The 16,222-nt window shown below is 68.6% G+C and carries 14 protein-coding genes and 2 tRNA genes; 10 read left to right on the top strand and 6 right to left on the bottom strand.

The annotated features are described in order from the left end of the window. Nucleotides 1-57: 57 nt before the first annotated feature. Nucleotides 58-750: a uracil-DNA glycosylase family protein gene (locus tag D0Z60_RS04390; protein ID WP_118857124.1), complete on the top strand. Its 693-nt coding sequence runs from the start codon at nt 58-60 to the stop codon at nt 748-750. Further along, nucleotides 750-2,477: a lytic transglycosylase domain-containing protein gene (locus D0Z60_RS04385; protein WP_162888072.1), complete on the top strand. Its 1,728-nt coding sequence runs from the start codon at nt 750-752 to the stop codon at nt 2,475-2,477. Before D0Z60_RS04390 ends, D0Z60_RS04385 begins: the two co-directional genes overlap by 1 nt. Before the next feature lie 38 nt (nt 2,478-2,515). Here the strand turns inward: D0Z60_RS04385 and D0Z60_RS04380 are convergent, their stop codons facing one another. Then, nucleotides 2,516-3,529, bottom strand: a complete 1,014-nt coding sequence (locus tag D0Z60_RS04380; protein WP_118857122.1) for a CvpA family protein — start codon at nt 3,527-3,529, stop codon at nt 2,516-2,518. 131 nt (nt 3,530-3,660) lie between these two features. Between D0Z60_RS04380 and D0Z60_RS04375 the strand changes: the two genes are divergently transcribed. The 5 genes from D0Z60_RS04375 (at nt 3,661) to D0Z60_RS04355 (ending at nt 6,742) form a co-directional block, all read left to right on the top strand. Then, the gene (locus D0Z60_RS04375; RefSeq protein WP_118857121.1) at nt 3,661-4,731 is read left to right on the top strand and encodes a PA0069 family radical SAM protein; all 1,071 of its coding nucleotides are present in this window, start codon (nt 3,661-3,663) and stop codon (nt 4,729-4,731) included. 41 nt (nt 4,732-4,772) lie between these two features. Continuing rightward, entirely contained in the window at nt 4,773-6,173 is a 1,401-nt protein-coding gene (locus D0Z60_RS04370; protein WP_118857120.1) for a M28 family peptidase, read from the top strand. A 31-nt stretch (nt 6,174-6,204) separates the two neighbouring features. Then, nucleotides 6,205-6,453 carry a hypothetical protein gene (locus D0Z60_RS04365; RefSeq protein ID WP_118857119.1) on the top strand — a complete coding sequence of 83 codons (249 nt, stop codon included), beginning with the start codon at nt 6,205-6,207 and terminating at the stop codon, nt 6,451-6,453. 42 nt (nt 6,454-6,495) lie between these two features. Further along, a tRNA-Pro gene (locus D0Z60_RS04360) sits at nt 6,496-6,572 on the top strand. 93 nt (nt 6,573-6,665) lie between these two features. Beyond that, nucleotides 6,666-6,742 (top strand) — tRNA-Ile (locus D0Z60_RS04355). Nucleotides 6,743-6,756: 14 nt separating this feature from the next. Here D0Z60_RS04355 and D0Z60_RS04350 read toward each other — a convergent pair. Beyond that, nucleotides 6,757-8,295, bottom strand: coding sequence for a histidine kinase dimerization/phospho-acceptor domain-containing protein (locus D0Z60_RS04350; RefSeq protein ID WP_118857118.1), 1,539 nt, complete (start codon nt 8,293-8,295; stop codon nt 6,757-6,759). Between the two features lie 157 nt (nt 8,296-8,452). Then, nucleotides 8,453-9,742, bottom strand: coding sequence for a tetratricopeptide repeat protein (locus tag D0Z60_RS04345; protein ID WP_118857117.1), 1,290 nt, complete (start codon nt 9,740-9,742; stop codon nt 8,453-8,455). Nucleotides 9,743-10,106: 364 nt separating this feature from the next. On the opposite strand from D0Z60_RS04345, the gene gyrA reads away from it, so the two are divergent. Both gyrA and D0Z60_RS04335 read left to right on the top strand, forming a co-directional pair. Continuing rightward, a complete protein-coding gene (gyrA, locus tag D0Z60_RS04340) occupies nt 10,107-12,809 on the top strand; it encodes a DNA gyrase subunit A (protein ID WP_118858433.1) in 2,703 nt (900 codons plus the stop codon). Nucleotides 12,810-12,872: 63 nt separating this feature from the next. Beyond that, nucleotides 12,873-13,343: a host attachment family protein gene (locus D0Z60_RS04335; RefSeq protein WP_118857116.1), complete on the top strand. Its 471-nt coding sequence runs from the start codon at nt 12,873-12,875 to the stop codon at nt 13,341-13,343. Between the two features lie 104 nt (nt 13,344-13,447). On the opposite strand, the gene D0Z60_RS04330 is transcribed toward D0Z60_RS04335, so the two are convergent. Further along, nucleotides 13,448-13,879, bottom strand: coding sequence for a DUF488 domain-containing protein (locus tag D0Z60_RS04330; protein WP_118857115.1), 432 nt, complete (start codon nt 13,877-13,879; stop codon nt 13,448-13,450). Between the two features lie 81 nt (nt 13,880-13,960). On the opposite strand from D0Z60_RS04330, the gene trmFO reads away from it, so the two are divergent. Then, nucleotides 13,961-15,334: a methylenetetrahydrofolate--tRNA-(uracil(54)-C(5))-methyltransferase (FADH(2)-oxidizing) TrmFO gene (gene trmFO, locus D0Z60_RS04325; protein WP_118857114.1), complete on the top strand. Its 1,374-nt coding sequence runs from the start codon at nt 13,961-13,963 to the stop codon at nt 15,332-15,334. On the opposite strand, the gene D0Z60_RS04320 is transcribed toward trmFO, so the two are convergent. Both D0Z60_RS04320 and D0Z60_RS04315 read right to left on the bottom strand, forming a co-directional pair. Next, a complete protein-coding gene (locus D0Z60_RS04320; RefSeq protein WP_162888071.1) occupies nt 15,331-15,741 on the bottom strand; it encodes a BLUF domain-containing protein in 411 nt (136 codons plus the stop codon). The genes trmFO and D0Z60_RS04320 overlap by 4 nt on opposite strands. 37 nt (nt 15,742-15,778) lie before the next feature. Next, nucleotides 15,779-16,222, bottom strand: coding sequence for an EF-hand domain-containing protein (locus D0Z60_RS04315; protein ID WP_118857112.1), 444 nt, complete (start codon nt 16,220-16,222; stop codon nt 15,779-15,781).

Raw genomic sequence — 16,222 nt, 5'->3', positions numbered from 1 at the left:
TCGCCCTGCCCTGCCAATTCCTTGACCGCGCCGTCAACCTTCCCGACAAGCGCGGGGATGGGAGGGGATGCCACCACGCTCGACCAACGGGCTGCCGCCGAACTGCTCGGCTGGTGGCTCGAGGCCGGAGTCGATGTGGCGGTCGACGAGGCTCCGCGGGACTGGTTGAAGGACACTGCAGTGGTTTCCTCGACGCCGGTTGCGGAGGCTGATAATTCGCAGATTCCTGCCGATTTCGCTGCGTTCCGGACCTGGCTCGAACAATGTTCCGATCTGCCGCTGGCGAAAGGCGGGACGGTTCGGGCGGCGCCGCGCGGGGAGAAGCTGGCGGAGATCATGCTGCTGACCGACATGGCGGCGCTCGACAGCCAGAGCGAGCCGATCGGGGGGGAGGCGTGGGAATTGGCGCGAAAAATGCTCGCCGCGATCGGATTCGCGCCGGAACAGGCCTATCTGGCCAATTTGTCGTGCTTCAGCGGACCGGGCGTCAGGCTCGGCGGAGCGGACCTCGAGCGCTGCGCCGAAATCGCGCGCCAGCATATCGCGCTCGCCGCGCCCAAAAGACTGGTACTGTTCGGCGACGCGCCGGCCAAGGCCTTGCTCGGCGGAACGGTCGTCCAGCGCCGCGGCAAGATCCACAAGGTCGAGGGCGTGCGCACCATCGCCACCTTCGCCCCGGCGTGGCTGCTGAGCCGGCCGGCCGACAAGGCGCTGGCGTGGCGCGACCTGCTCATGTTGATGGAAGAATGATGATCCGCCGCTTTTGCCTGACTTTTGCCCTCACCGCCGCCGCCACGCCCGCCTTCGCGCAGCAGGAGGACCCGCTCGCGCCGGTCGAGCAGGACGAGGACCGGCCGGTGCTGACCACGCCCGAGCCCGCCACCCCGCCGCCGCCGGTCGTCCGGCCGGTGGTCGTGCCGAAGGATTGGCGCGGCGTGTTCGCGGCAATCCGAAGCGGCGACTGGGGCTCGGCGGCGGCCGGCATCGACGCGCTCGGCGACCATGTGCTCAAACCCGTGGCGCGGGCCGAATTGTTCACCGCGCGCGGATCGCCGCGGGTCGAGCTCGAGCCGGTGCTGGCGCTGCTGGCTGAAGTGCCGGACCTGCCCCACGCCGAGCAATTGCAGCGGCTGGCGGTGTCGCGCGGCGCGACCGAGACCCCGCCGATTGCGCGGTCGCAACGGATGATCCCGCTCGGCGCCGCCCCGCGCCGCCACCGCTCGCGGCTCGTCGCGGGCGACGCTGCCGCCGACCAGCTGCGCACGGCGCTGGCGCCGATGGTCGAGAACAATCTCGCCCCCGAGGCCGAGGCGCTCTATCTGCAGAGCGCGGCCTATCTGACGCCCGAAGGCCGCGCCGAAGCCGCGCAACGCGTGGCCTGGATCTACTATCTGGTCGGGCGCGACGCCGACGCCAAACGGGTCGCCGAGGCCGGGATCAGCGGCGCGACCGGCGACTGGGCGGCGCAGGCGCAGTGGATCGCCGGCCTGTCCGACTGGCGGCTCAACGATTGCACCAGCGCCGCCGGCCATTTCCGCGCCGTTGCCTACAGCCGCGCCGAAAGCGAGTTGCGCGCCGCCGGCGCCTTCTGGGCCGCGCGCGCCGAGCAGAAATGCCGCCGACCGGCCAATGTCGCGCCGCTGATGAAGCTCGCCGCGCGCTCGGCCGAGAGCTTTTACGGATTGCTGGCGCGCGAGACTCTGGGGATGTCGAAGGCGCTGCCCGCCCCCTCGCCCGCCGCGAGCCGGATCGAGGCACTGCCCAACATTCGCCGGGCCAATGAACTGTCGGCGATCGGCGAGCGCGCGCTGGCCGAGCGGCTGCTGCGCCACCAGGCGCGGATCGGCGGCGCGCGCGACCACGGCGCGCTGGTCGCCAAGGCGCGGGCGATGGAGCTCCCCGCGACCGCCTTCTGGCTCGCCCATAACGGGCCGTCGGGCGCGCAGGTGTCGCCCGCCGACCGCTTCCCGCTGCCGCGCTGGGCGCCGACCGGCGGCTGGCGGATCGACCCCGCCTGGGCGTGGGCCCACGTCCGCCAGGAAAGCGACTTCCGCCACGCCGCGGTGAGCCCGGCCGGCGCGGTCGGGCTGATGCAGGTGCGGCCGGGCACCGCCGGCGACATCGCCCGAGCGCGCAGCCAGTCGCTCGGCAATCTCGCCGACCCGGCGACCAACCTCGAATATGGCCAGAGCTTCATCGAGTTGATGCGCCGCAACCCCGCGACCCAGGGGCAATTGCTCAAGATCATCGCCGCCTACAACGCCGGGCCGGTGCCGGTCGGCCGCTGGAACTTCATCAACCACGGGGGCGATCCGTTGCTGTGGATTGAAAGCCTGAACTATTGGGAAACCCGCTTCTACGTCCCCGCCGTGATGCGAAACCTGTGGGTTTACGAAGGCTTGGCCGGCACTCCGCAGACCACATTGAAGGAATTGGCGCAACGCCGCTGGCCGAGTTTCCCCATTCCTCGCCGCTAGCTTACGACGCCTTATCTCGAAGGCTATTCTCCTCGTCGCTAGCGACTTCGGTCGCCCAATTCCTCGAAATCTCCGGCTCCGTCCACCGGCACTCGACCGCCGCCATTGAAGGCGACTTGATGCACAGCGCGCAATGCCTCCAACTGCCAATTTTTCCAATTTTTCCAGAGCGCGCAAAATCTTTTGTAGGCAATGTAAGCCTCTGCATCAGGAAACTGATCTACCGTCGCTTGACCCTTTTGAAAGTAATGGTCGTCCGAAACGGCTATGACCTTATCTCGGATTCCTGGGGAGTAATTGTTTGCCAAGTCACACCACGTTTCGAGAGTTCGTCTCCAACCGCGCTCCTTCGCCTCCCAAATCCCCCACTGCTCACGATCGTATGTTGTCAAATTTTGCGTAGGAGCAGCCAACTCCGTTGCTTCATCCTCTAGCAGTTGCTCCAGACTCAATAGCCGTTCCCGATGGTACATAGCGCCAAGTGCCCTATACACCGCGTCGAACCTTGTCCTGAGCGCGTCCGAATTCAGGCTGTGATGAGCAATGTTTTCTCGGTTGTGCTTGTCCAGCGCCCTCTTGAGTTCGGCAATTTCCCCCGCATAGGTAGCGTCAATTTGGACGATCCTGTCTTGCAGAGCGCCGATGTTTGAGCCGATTGTTTCTTCCCGCCGGCGTATTTCGATCTTCAATTGATCTATCTGGTCGGAAGTGCGCACCTCCAGCCCGGACATCCTCTGATAATCCTCGACTATCTGCTTCTTCAACGAAGCCAAGTTTGCAACTTCTTCCCGAATTTTCGTATCGTCGTAGGCCTTCAGCCCGGTCGATGCGGACACTGGTGGGGGTAACCAAACCTGCCGAGCCCGCCCAACGGCAAGCGCAATCAATGTGCCGAGGGCCACTGTCAGCAGAAACACCACGAGGTAGGAAATCGGAGCGTACAAAGCGATGGAGGGCGTCAGGCTGGCCAGCCACACGCCAAGCGCGCCAACTAATATGACGACCAGAGACCCCGTTACATTGACGGACACGTCTCTGAAAAACTTCTGCATATGCCTGATCCTGCCCTGACGCCGGCGCGAAGTGGAGTCATTTCAGAATCGGGTCTGACCGTTGCAGCTTCCCGGCTCCTCGCCGCTGATTTGTTCTTGTTTCGTTCGCATTCACGCCGCATCATCACCCCATGCCCATCAAGTCGATCAAGGCGCGCGGTGCGACGCGGAATGCGAGCCCGACGCGGTTCAACCTCAAGGACCATGTCATCGACGGCGACTGGCTCGACCAGGTCGAGGCGATCGACGGGGTCGCGCCGCGCCGGACGACGGTGACGATCGAAAAGCCGCGCTCGATCCTCACCCGCAACAATTCGCCCGACATCGGCTTCGACCGCTCGGTCAACGCCTTTCGCGGCTGCGAGCACGGCTGCATCTATTGCTTCGCGCGGCCGACCCACGCCTATCACGACCTATCGCCGGGGGTGGATTTCGAGAGCCGGCTGTTCGTCAAGCCGGACGCGGCCAAGCTGCTCCACGCCGCGCTGTCGCGCCCCGGCTATGAATGCGCGCCGATCGCGATGGGCACCAACACCGACCCCTATCAGCCGATCGAGGAGCGCTGGCGGATCACGCGCTCGCTGATCGAGTTGCTGCTCGAGACCCGCCACCCGTTCACCATCACGACCAAGTCGGACCGGGTGCTGCGCGACCTCGACCTGCTGGTGCCGGCGGCAAAACTCGGGATCGCGTCGGTGGCGATGTCGGTGACCTCGCTCGAGCCGGCGACGGCGCGGATCCTCGAGCCGCGCGCGCCGGCGCCGCGCAAGCGATTGGAGGCAGTGCGCATACTCAATGCCGAGGGCGTGCCGTGCCATGTCGCGATCGCGCCGGTGGTGCCGCAGATTACCGACCACGAGCTCGACCATCTCGTCGAGGCGGCGGCGGGCGCTCGCGCGCGTGGCGCGTTCTATCTGCCCGTGCGCCTGCCGCACGAGGTTGCGCCGTTATTCCGCGCCTGGCTCGATCAGCATTTTCCCGATCGCGCGGCCAAGGTGATGGCGACCATCCAGTCGCTTCGCGGCGGGCGCGACAACGACCCCAATTTCCACACCCGCCACCAGGGCCAGGGGCCGTGGGCGGAGCTGCTGCGCACGCGGTTCGACAAGGCGATGAAGCGCTACGGGCTGATCCCGTCCAAATTCCCGCTGCGCCGCGACCTGTTCGTCCCGCCCGAGGGCGCGCAGATGCGGCTGTTGTAAGGGGGCATGACAAGCGGCGCATTGGCGCTAAAGCGGCCCGCATGACCTCTCGCTTTATCGCGGCCTTGCTCGCCGCCGCCGCCGCTCCGCTTGCCGCCCAGGCCCCTGCCCCGCCGCCGCCGGTCGCGGTCGATCCGGCGGTGGCCGCGCTGCGCGACGATGCGGCGGCCAACGACCATTATGCGTGGGACATCACCGAAGGGCTGACGACCGAGGTCGGCCAGCGGCTGGCCGGGACCGAGGCCGAGGCGCGCGCCCGGGCGTGGTCGGTGGCAAAGCTGCGCGCGATGGGCTTTACCAACGTGCGGGTCGACGGATTTCCGGTGACGACCCCGGTGCGCGGGGCGGAAAGCGCCGAGATCCTCGCGCCCTTCCCGCAGAAACTGGTGGTCAACGGGCTCGGCGGGAGCGGCTTTACCGGGCCCGAGGGGGTGACCGGCGAGGTGATCGGCTTCGACAGCGTCGATTCGCTCCGGCTGGCGCCCGATGAGGCGGTGCGCGGCAAGATCGTGTTCATCGACCACCGCATGGCGCCGACCCAGGACGGATCGGGCTATGGCCAGTTCGGAGCGCCGCGGCGGGCCGGACCGACCGTCGCCAGCCTCAAGGGCGCGCTGGCGCTGGTCATTCGCTCGATCGGCACCGACCGCGACCGCATGCCGCACGTCGGGGTGATGGAATTCCAGGGCGGCGCTCGGCCGATCCCGGTCGGCGCGCTGAGCGTGCCCGACGCCGAGCAGGTGGAGCGAATCCTGAAGCGCGGCCAGCCGGTGACGATGCGGCTGCGGATCCAGGGGCAAAGGGTCACGGGCGTGTCGGGCAATGTCATTGCCGAACTCACCGGGCGCGACCCCGCGCTGGCGCCGGTGCTGGTCGCCTGCCACCTCGACAGCTGGGACCTCGGCACCGGGGCGATCGACGACGCCGCCGGCTGCGGGATCGTCGCCGCCGCAGCCAAGCGGATCATGGACCGCGGGCGGCCGCTGCGCACGATCCGGATCGTGTGGTTCGGGGCGGAGGAGATCGGCCTGTTCGGCGGGGTGGACTATCAGAAGCGCTATGGAACGCAGCCGCACCATGCGATCGCCGAGAGCGATTTTGGCGCGGACCGAATCTGGCGGGTCAACAGCAAGCTTGGGCCGGCGCGGCGCGAGGAGGCCAAGCGGCTGGCGGCGGCGCTGGCCCCCCTCGGCATCCTCACCGGGTCGTTCGACGCCGCGGAAGGATCGGACATCGGCGCGATGATCGCGGCCGGAGTGCCGGCGGTCGGGCTGAGCCAGGACGGGACCCGTTATTTCGACCTCCACCACACCGCCAACGACACGCTCGACAAGGTCGATCCGGTGCAGCTTCGGCAGAATGTCGCGGCGTGGACGACCCTGCTGGCGGTGCTCGCCGGGCCGGTCAAACGGCCGCTTGGGAAATCGCGGCGGCGGCGCTAGGCTGGCCGTCCTAACGAGAGGATTTCCGTTTATGCGCGCACTCACCCTGCTTCCGCTTCTCGCTCTTGCCGCCTGCAACGTCAGCGAGGGCAATAACAGCGTCACCGTGTCCTATGACCAGAATGCCGCCGAGGAAGCGGTCGCCGACGTCACCAACGGCGCCAAGGAAGCGGGCGCGGCGATCGCCAACGGCACCGAGGCGGCGGTCGACAAGGCGCAGAACGTCGATGTCGACGTCAGCGTCGATTCGAACACCGCCGACAACAACCGCGCCAATTAGATTTGCCGCGCCGGGCGCGAGCCCGTAGAGGCGGCGGCGGTCCGGGGAGTGGCGCAGCCTGGTAGCGCATCTGCTTTGGGAGCAGAGGGTCGCAGGTTCGAATCCTGTCTCCCCGACCAGCCTTCGCACCCGTTTTCGGGGGCTACGGCTGGCAAGCCGGCCGGGACCCGCAATGGCTTGCCGGCCGAAGCCCGGAAGGGCGAAGGATGGTGGGGCCTGTAGCTCAATTGGTTAGAGCAGGCCGCTCATAACGGCTTGGTTGCGGGTTCGAGTCCTGCCGGGCCCACCAACCGCCGCCTGGGCTCAGGCGGCTGGCAGGAGCAGGGTGAAGCGCTCGTCGTCGATGACGAAGGCGCCGCCGGCGAGCTCGACCAGGCCGGTCACCAGGCGCAGCGAAAAGCCGATCCCGAGCAGCGCGCGGTCGGCCTGGCCGATCGAGAACTCTGGATCGAGCAGATCCTCGCGCGCGGCCAGCACGGTGGCGCGCGGGCGGGTGACGGCGATGGCGATCCGCCCATCCTCGGCGCGGGCGCGGACGAGGAGATGCTCGCCGGGCGAGGCGGCGCCGACCACCGCATCGCCGAAGCGCGCGAGGAGGCGTTCGCTGAGCAGCGCGTCGAGCGCGCAGGCGAGGCTGCCGGGGGCGAGGTCGAGATCGAGCGTGGCGCCGGACTTGGCCGCCTGTTCGGTCAGCGTCGTGGCGAGCCGCGTGAGCAACGGGGCGAGGTCGGTCGCGGCGGCGGTCCCGGCCGGAACGCTCTGGGCGCGGGCGACGAAATCGAGGTCGTTGGCGGCCTCGAGCAGGGTCTTGGCATTGGTCACGATCTCGGCGGCGCGCTCGCGATAGCGGCGGTGGGCGGGGCCGAAATACTGGCCGTCGATGATCTCCGCGAAGCCGATGATCGCATTGAGCGGGGTTTTGATCTCGTGGATCATCTCGCGCAGCGTGTCGCTGCTCGCCGGAGCGGGGCTGGCGGCGGCAGCGGGGGCCGGCGCCGGGTCGCCGCGGCGGGCGATCCCGCGATAGCCGACGAAGCGGCCGTCGGCGGGGGCGAAGGCAGGCGCTCCGCTGATCGTCCAGTGGCCCGCCAGCCGGCCGTCGTCGCCGAGCTCGAGCAGGCAGTCGCGGAACGGGGCGCGGATCGCGAAGGCGCGCTCGACGCAGTCGTCGACCCCCTCGTCGGGATCGGCGACCGCGATCGAACGGCCGATCAGCGGGCCGCGCGGGGCGCCGTCGACCCAGTCGATCTCGCCGCTGGCGCTGCATTCCCAGCGGAACAGTGCCGGCCCCTCGCCTGCCGGTTGCGGCGCAGCGGGCGCCGGTCGCGGCCGGGCGCGCGCGGTGCGGGCGCGGTCGAGGCGGGCGACGACATCGCTGATCGAGGGCTCCGGCGCTACCGGTGGCGGCGGCGGCGGCGGCGGTTCGGACCTGGCGACGGGCGGCGGCGCTTCGGCCGGGCCGTGGAGCGAGGCGAGCAGCTGCGCGACTTCCGGCGAGGCGGCGGAGCGGACGGCGGCGAGCGTGTCCGGCTTCAAGTCCGCGCCGGCGAGTAAGGGCGCGGCGACGGCCAGCGTGTCCGAGGCGAAGGCGACCAGCAATGCGCCAGGCACCGGCTGGCCGGCGATGGCGCGGGCGGCGGCGGCGCGCAGATGCTCGGGGACGCCGGAGCGGTCGCCGACGATCACCGACAGCGCGCGTTCAAGGAATGCCGGGTCGGCATCGCCGTTGGAGCGCGCGACGAGGTCGACCAGCTGCCGCCAGCGCACGTTGCGGTCGTGCGCTTGCTCGGCCGGCTGGGCCAGCACGGTTGCCAGGCGGTCATCGAAGCGCACCCTCGCCATTCACTCCGCATTTACGAAAAATCGTTTTACGATCGGTGCATAACGGCGGTTGGCGGCGTTTCGTCAGAGCGCAGTGGTTAACCATCCCGTTCCGGGACAGGACCATGAAAAAGGGGCGGCCGAACCCGACCGCCCCTCTTGTCAAATTCGCGAGCCCCTAGCCGCGCGACGCCAGCCACAGCAGCCAGAAGCGGGCGAGCGTCTGGTTGGGCCCGGCGACCGCGTTGAGCGCCGCCGTCGCCCCGGCCTTGTCGCCCGAACGGGCGAGCGCCATTCCGAGCCGCAGGTTGGCGAGGCCGGTATCGCCCTTGGCGACGGCCGCGCGATAGAGCGGCGCGGCTTCGGCATAGGCGCCGAGGCCGTAAAGCGAATCGCCCGCGGCGATCAGCGCGCTGGCGCTACCGCCGGCCAGCGCGGTCTTGGCCGCGGCATCGGCGGCGGCGCGTGCCGGAGCCGCCGCGGCGCGGGTCGAGAGCGTCTTGAAGGCGCTGTCCTGGACGTTGATCCCGCTCGCCGCGGCTTCGGCCAGGACCGCCTTGGCTTCGGTCGTGGCGCCGCTGTCGAGAAGGGCGACGACATAGGCGTAATAGTCGCTCCGGCCATTGAGCGCATTCGCGGCACGGGCGAGCCGCATCGCGTCGGCCAGGGCCGCGCCCTTGGCGCCGCTGATGTCGCGATACAGGCGAAGCCCCTCGCGGAAGCCGGTCGCGGTCGGATAGGCCGCCAGCCAGTCGCGGGTGATGTCCAGCGCGGCCGGCGAGCGCAGCTTGTAGGCGAGGCCGGCGGCGAACTTGTAATTATTCTCGGCGACCTTTTCGCCGCGCGCCTTGCTGGCGGCGAAGCTGCGCTGCATCAGCGACACCGCCTCCGCATTGTTGCCCTGCTTGGAGCGCAGGTCGGCGAGCAGCATCATCGCCTGCGGGTTGCTCGGGTCGGCCTTGATCGCCTTCTCGAGCGCGGCCGCCGCCGGCGCGGCCTGGCCGGCCTTGTGGAAGCGGTTGCCGAGGTCGGCGTAGCGCTTGCCGAGGTCCGCCGCGTCGGCTCCGCCCGACGCCTCGAGCGCCTCGACCCCGGTCTTGAGCGCAGCGAGATCGCCGGCGGCAAGCGCCGCCTTCACCTGCAGCGAGGCGATGAAATAGCGGTCGTCGGCAGTCTTGGCGACGGCCTGGGCGGCAGCGAGCCGGGCCGGAATGTTGGCGGCGTCATTGGCATTGACCGCGGTCTGGAGCGCAACGATGGCAGCCTGCGCCCCCTTGGAGATGTCGCGCTTGCGGCCGGTCGAATCGGTCGCGCTGCTGGTCTTCGTGGTGGTCGTCGACTTGGTCGATTTCTCTTCCATGTCCGGGCGCGCATCCTTGGGCTTCTCCTGTCCCAGGCGCTGGGCGGCGGCGGGAAGGCTGAGCGCCGCGAGTGCGGCGCCAAGCGCGAGGCTGGGGGCAAGCTTCATGACTATTGCTCCTGCTGGCCGGGCGGTGATGCCGCCACGGCGATGTGATCGAAACGCGGGGCGGTGATAGACCCGATGCGGCGCGACTGCCAAATGCCAGCTTGCGCCAGCATGAAGCGATGATTTTCAACAACTTGCCTGACCCGCGGCAGTTCCCTCGCGGGCGCGTGCGCATACGCGCGCGGGGGTGGCGCGTGCGGCGGTGATCGGCTAGCAGGAGACGGCGCTGCGTCGTTCCGATGCACGCGCCTTTTTCCAGCGTTGCACGCGCCCTTAGACAGGACCTCCTTTGGCCACCTTGCCCCCCGCCGACGACCAATCGCCAGCACAAGGCGACATCGCTCCGATCTCGATTGTCGAGGAGATGAAGACCTCCTACCTCGACTATGCGATGAGCGTCATCGTCAGCCGCGCGCTGCCCGACGTGCGCGACGGTTTGAAGCCGGTCCACCGCCGCATTTTGTTCGCCTGCCAGGAAGCGGGCTATGTCGCCGGCCGGCCGTACCGCAAGTCGAGCCGCATCGTCGGCGACGTGATGGGTAAATATCACCCGCACGGCGACAGCGCGATCTACGACGCTTTGGCGCGCATGACCCAGGACTGGTCGATGCGCGTGCCGCTGATCGACGGCCAGGGCAATTTCGGATCGATGGACCCCGATCCGCCGGCGGCGATGCGCTACACCGAAGCGCGCCTCGCCAAGGTCGCCAATTTCCTGCTCGGCGACATCGACAAGGACACCGTCGCCTTCCAGCCCAACTATGACGCCTCCGAGAGCGAGCCGCAGGTGCTCCCGGCGCGCTTCCCCAATATCCTGGTCAACGGCGCCGGCGGGATCGCGGTCGGCATGGCGACCAACATCCCGCCGCACAACCTCGGCGAAGTGCTCGCCGCCTGCCGCGCCTATATCGCCGACCCGGCGATCTCGAGCGAAGGGCTGATGGAGCATGTCAAGGGGCCGGACTTCCCGACCGCCCCGCTGATCCTCGGCACCAGCGGCATCCGCAGCGCCTACACCACCGGGCGCGGCTCGATCATGATGCGCAGCCGAGCCCACATCGAGCAGGGCCGCGGCGAGCGCGAATCGATCGTGCTGACCGCAATCCCCTACCAGGTCGGCAAGTCGGGGCTGGTCGAGAAGATCGCCGAGGCGGCCAAGGACAAGCGCATCGAGGGCGTGTCCGACATCCGCGACGAGAGCTCGCGCAAGGGCGTGCGGATCGTCATCGACCTCAAGCGCGACGCCACCCCCGACGTCGTCCTCAACCAATTGTGGCGTCACACGCCGGCGCAAAGCTCTTTCCCGGCCAACATGCTGGCGATCCGCGGCGGGCGGCCCGAGACGCTGACTCTGCGCGACATCATCGAGAGCTTCGTCAAGTTCCGCGAGGAAGTGATCACCCGCCGCTCGAAGTTCGAGCTGATGAAGGCCCGCGAGCGCGCCCATATCCTGCTCGGGCTAGTGGTCGCGGTGACCAACCTCGACGAGGTGGTGAAGCTGATCCGCGGCTCCTCGACCCCGGCCGAAGCGCGCGAGAAACTGCTCCAGCGCGAGTGGGACGGCGCCCAGATCCGGCCCTACATCCAGCTGGTCGAGGCGGTCGAGCCGCAGGCCGCGGGGACGTCCTATCGGCTGAGCGAGGCCCAGGTCCGCGCGATCCTCGAGCTGCGCCTCCATCGGCTCACCGCGCTGGGCCGCGACGAGATCGGCGGCGAGCTCGCAGAGCTTGCCAAGACGATCGGCGAACTGCTTGAAATCCTTGGCAATCGCGCGCGCCTCTACGAGGTGATGCTGGAGGAGTTCGACGCCGTCGACGCCGAGTTCGCGACCCCGCGCGTGGCCGAGATCTGCGCCGCGGTGGACGGCATCGACGACGAGGATTTGATCGAGGTCGAGGACATGGTCGTGACGGTGACCATGACTGGCTACATCAAGCGCACCCCGCTGGCGCTGTTCCGCGAGCAGAAGCGCGGCGGCAAGGGTCGCTCGGGCATGGCGACCAAGGACGAGGACATCGTCACCGAATTGTTCGTCACCTCGACCCACAATCCGGTGCTGTTCTTCACCAATATCGGCCGGGTCTACCGGATGAAGGTGTGGCGCCTGCCCGAGGGCGGCCCGACCGCCAAGGGCCGGCCGATGGTCAACATCCTGCCGCTCGCGGCCGGCGAGACCGTCACCACCGTCCTGCCGCTGCCGCAGGACGAGGCCGAGTGGGCCGATCTGCACATCATGTTCGCGACCGCGCGCGGGACCGTCCGGCGCAACAGCATGGACGCGTTCACCAACATCCCGTCGAACGGCAAGATCGCGATGAAGTTCGGCGCTTCGGATGACGGCGAGGAAGAGGACACGCTCGACCGGCTGATCGGGGTCGAACTGCTGACCGAGCAGGACGACGTGCTGCTCGCGACCCGCGCCGGCAAGGCGATCCGCTTCGAATCGACCGCGGTGCGCGAGTTCCAGAGCCGCGCCTCGATGGGCGTCCGGGGCATTCGCCTGGCCGAGGGCGACGAGGTCATCTCGATGTCGATCCTGCGCCGCGTCGGCACCAGCCAGGAAGAGCGCGACGCCTATCTCAAGGCCCCGCGCTGGCGCGAGAATGCGGGCTGCGACGGGCTCGACGAGGAGCGCTTCGCCGAGATCGCCGACAAGGAGCAATTCATCCTGACGGTGACCGAGAACGGCTATGGCAAGCGCTCGAGCGCGTACGAATATCGCCGCACCAACCGTGGCGGCCAGGGCATTATCAACATCGTCACCTCCGACCGCAACGGCGGGGTGGTGGCGAGCTTCCCGGCGAAGCAGGGCGAGCAGCTGATGCTGGTCACCGACCAGGGCAAGATGATCCGCACCACGGTCGGCTCGATTCGCATCGCCGGGCGCAACACCCAGGGCGTCACCATCTTCAACGTCGCCGACAAGGAGCGGGTGGTGTCGGTCGCCCGGATCGACGAGAGCGACGAGGAGGAGATCGCGCTCGAGGGCGGCGAGGAAACGGCGCCCGACAGCGGCGCCGCGACCGGGGAGAGCGAGCTCGACAAGCCGGCCGATCCGGAGGTTTAGGCAGGCAACCGCGGCGCGCGCGCTTCGTTGGTGACCGGCAACCTCAACAGGAGATTCTCGCTCATGCCGATCGCCAACAACGCCCTCGTCCTGGTCACCGACGGCCGCAAGACCTTGTTTTTTCGGAACGAGGGCGACCAGAACCAGATCGACCTCAGGACCGAGGCGCATGACGAGCGCGAGGATCTGAAGGACAGCGAGATGAAGACCGACGGGCCGGGCGCGATCGGCCAGTCGGCGGGCTACAGCGGGCGGGTCGCCTATGAGGAGACCGACTTCCACCAGCTCGAGGAAGACCGCTGGGCGCACAGCGCGGCGGAGGAGGTCAACAAGCGCGCGCTGGCCAATGATTTCGAGGCGCTGGTGATCGTCGCCCCGCCCAAGACGCTCGGCGAATTGCGCAAGAAGCTGCACAAGGAGGCCGAGCGCCGCGTGGTGTGCGAAATCTCCAAGGAGATGACCGGCCGGCCGATCCCCGACATCGAGGCGCTGATCGTCAGCGAGACCGCCGCCGAAGCGCCCGCCGACGTCTAATTTTCGCCCGTCATGCCAGCGTAGGCTGGCATCCATGCCGGGCGTTTACGCGTAACCTCAAGGCATGGGCCCCAGCCTTCGCTGGGGCGACGAAAATGGGGACGCTAGGCGAACAGGTCGACGATCTCGGCGCCGGGCAGCGCCGCGCGCCAGAGCAGGGTGCGGTGGCAATGCTTCGGGTCGCGCTCGAAGCACAGCAAGGCGCTCGACTTCTCGGCGGCGAGCGCCTTCAGTTCCTCGGCGGCGACGATCGCCTCGGGCAGGCCGAGCTGGGCGTCGTAGATCCGCTCGAGGTCGTGCTGGCGCCCGGCGCGGGCCGCCTCCCTGCCCTCCGCCGGAGTGCCCAGCGCGCGCAGATGGACATAGTCGATCCCGGCCTCGGCCAGCGCGCCCTTGAGCGGGGTCTTGGAAAAGCCCGGCCGGCGCGACAATGGCAGCGCGCGCACGTCGATCACCCGCTCGACCCCCGCTCCGCGCAAGGCGGCGAGGAAGTCGTCCATGGTCGTGCCCTCGTAGCCGATGGTGAAGAGTTTCATCGCTCTCCCTTGCCGTTCGTCCCGAGCGAAGTCGAGGGACGTGTCTCGACTTCGCTCGACACGAACGGTTAGGGGGACGGCATGGATGACCACGACCTCCACATCATCGGCGGCGGGCTGGCCGGGTCGGAGGCGGCGTGGCAGGCGGCCGAGGCTGGCCTTCGCGTCCGGCTGAGCGAGATGCGCGGGGGCGGCGACTCCACCCCGGCCCACGACAGCGACCGGCTGGCCGAGATGGTCTGCTCCAACAGCTTCCGCTCCGACGACGCCGACAACAATGCGGTCGGCCTGCTTCACCAGGAGATGCGGCGGCTGAATTCGCTGATCATGAGCGCCGCCGACGCCCATCGCCTTCCGGCCGGATCGGCGCTGGCCGTCGACCGCGAGGCGTTCGCGGGCGAAGTCACCGCGAAGCTCGAGGCGCATCGCAACGTCACCATCGTGCGCGAACGCGTCGACGCGCTGCCCGACGCGGGCCTGACGATCGTCGCCACCGGCCCGCTGACCGCGCCCGGCCTGGCCGAGGCGATCGCAGCGCGGACCGGCACCGGGGCGCTGGCCTTCTTCGACGCCATCGCGCCGATCGTTCACCGCGACAGCATCGACATGAGCGTGTGCTGGATGCAGTCGCGCTGGGACAAGGACCCGCTCGGATCGGGCGGCAAGGATTATATCAACTGCCCGCTCGACCGGGCGCAGTACGAGGCGTTCGTCGCCGCGCTCAACGCCGGTGAGAAGACCGAGTTCAAGGAGTGGGAGAGGGACACGCCCTATTTCGAGGGCTGCATGCCGATCGAGGTGATGGCGGAGCGCGGCGTCGATACTTTGCGCTACGGGCCGATGAAGGGCGTCGGCCTCGACGATCCGCGCACCGCTACGCCCGACTTTCCCAACGGCCGCTGGCCTTATGCGGTGGTCCAGCTGCGCCAGGACAATGCGCTCGGCACGCTGTGGAACATGGTCGGCTTCCAGACCAAGCTGAAGCATGGCGAGCAGCTGCGCATCTTCCGCACCATCCCGGGGCTGGAGAAGGCCGAGTTCGCCCGGCTCGGCGGGATCCACCGCAACAGCTTCATCAAGTCGCCGGTGCTGCTCGACGGCGAGCTTCGGTTGAAGGCGCTGCCCAATGTGCGCTTCGCCGGCCAGATCACCGGCTGCGAGGGATATGTCGAGAGCGCTGCGGTCGGGCTGCTGGCGGCCCGCTTCGCGGTGGCCGAGCATGGCGGCCGTGCCCTGCCCCCGCCGCCGGCCGAGACCGCGCTCGGCGCATTGCTCGCGCATATCACCGGCGGGGCCGATGCCGAGACCTACCAGCCGATGAACATCAATTTCGGTCTGATGCCGCCGCTTGGCGGTCCGAAGTCGAAAAAAGGCGATCGCAAGAAGCTGTACACCGAGCGCGCGCGGGCGGCGCTTGGCGAGTGGCTCGACGCGCTGGAGCCGGTGCCCGCCTAGAGGCTGACGGTGCCCGAGATGGTCTCGGTCATGCGGATGACGAGATCGCGGACTTCGGGCGCGGTCTCGGGCGGGAGATGGTCGCGCACCGTCTCCAGCGCCTCGAAATAGCTTGCGCTCACGCGCACCAGGTCCATCGACCAGTCGGCGAAGCTGCGCCGGTCGATGGCGCGCTCGTCGCGGATTTCCAGCGCATGGTGGCGCGGATCGCGCCGCAATCGCTCGACCAGGTCATCGATGGCATCCGGCGCGCCCTCGACGATTTGCAGGAAGTGCGTGCCGTTGAACACCAGCAGGCCGGTGATTCCGTCGAGCGCATTGGCGTTGAGCGCCGAGCGATGGATCGCCTCGACGTCGGCCGCGTCGAGATCGAGGCTGGCGTGGCTGGTGTAAGTGAGCGATTTCAACGGCATCGCGACCTTTTAGCCAGCGACGACCCCCTGTCTAGCCGCAGGCGCAGGCGGGTTTGGATTTGCGCTTGGGGGCGGTGGTGGCGAATTCGGGGGCAGTCAGCGCCTTGCTGTCGTCGGCGTCCGCGTCCTCGAACTTGTCGATCGTCTTGACCGCCCATTCCTCGAAGCTCAGCCGGCCGTCGCCGTTGAGGTCGAGCTTGGCGAACGGCTTGCGGCGGGGCTCGATCAGCTCGGCCAAAGTGATCCGCCCGTCGTCGTTCTTGTCGGCCCGGGCGAAGCGCTTTTCCTCCTTGTCCTTGGGGTCGGCGGCCGGCGCCTGCGGGATCGGGGGGAGCGCCTGTCCAGGCTTGGCCAACACCGGCGCCGGGACGGGCGCGGCGAGCGGCTGGGGCTGCTGGGCGCGGCCCTGCCAGATGAAAAAGACGCCGGTGACGAGCAGCAGCGCGGCGAGCGCGCCGGCGAGATAGCGGAACAT

The organism is Sphingomonas mesophila (genome assembly GCF_003499275.1).
Lineage (GTDB): Bacteria > Pseudomonadota > Alphaproteobacteria > Sphingomonadales > Sphingomonadaceae > Sphingomicrobium > Sphingomicrobium mesophilum.
Note: the sequence above shows the minus strand (reverse complement) of the source record. Positions and strands in the feature narration are given on the sequence as shown.

Coding starts and splice junctions, on each gene's coding strand:
- D0Z60_RS04380 (WP_118857122.1), bottom strand. CDS start 3,529: ATGCAGAAGTTTTTCAGAGACGTGTCCGTCAATGTAACGGGGTCTCTG.
- D0Z60_RS04370 (WP_118857120.1), top strand. CDS start 4,773: ATGACCTCTCGCTTTATCGCGGCCTTGCTCGCCGCCGCCGCCGCTCCG.
- D0Z60_RS04375 (WP_118857121.1), top strand. CDS start 3,661: ATGCCCATCAAGTCGATCAAGGCGCGCGGTGCGACGCGGAATGCGAGC.
- D0Z60_RS04390 (WP_118857124.1), top strand. CDS start 58: ATGGGAGGGGATGCCACCACGCTCGACCAACGGGCTGCCGCCGAACTG.
- D0Z60_RS04345 (WP_118857117.1), bottom strand. CDS start 9,742: ATGAAGCTTGCCCCCAGCCTCGCGCTTGGCGCCGCACTCGCGGCGCTC.
- D0Z60_RS04365 (WP_118857119.1), top strand. CDS start 6,205: ATGCGCGCACTCACCCTGCTTCCGCTTCTCGCTCTTGCCGCCTGCAAC.
- gyrA (WP_118858433.1), top strand. CDS start 10,107: ATGAAGACCTCCTACCTCGACTATGCGATGAGCGTCATCGTCAGCCGC.
- D0Z60_RS04385 (WP_162888072.1), top strand. CDS start 750: ATGATCCGCCGCTTTTGCCTGACTTTTGCCCTCACCGCCGCCGCCACG.
- D0Z60_RS04350 (WP_118857118.1), bottom strand. CDS start 8,295: ATGGCGAGGGTGCGCTTCGATGACCGCCTGGCAACCGTGCTGGCCCAG.
- D0Z60_RS04335 (WP_118857116.1), top strand. CDS start 12,873: ATGCCGATCGCCAACAACGCCCTCGTCCTGGTCACCGACGGCCGCAAG.
- D0Z60_RS04330 (WP_118857115.1), bottom strand. CDS start 13,879: ATGAAACTCTTCACCATCGGCTACGAGGGCACGACCATGGACGACTTC.
- trmFO (WP_118857114.1), top strand. CDS start 13,961: ATGGATGACCACGACCTCCACATCATCGGCGGCGGGCTGGCCGGGTCG.
- D0Z60_RS04315 (WP_118857112.1), bottom strand. CDS start 16,222: ATGTTCCGCTATCTCGCCGGCGCGCTCGCCGCGCTGCTGCTCGTCACC.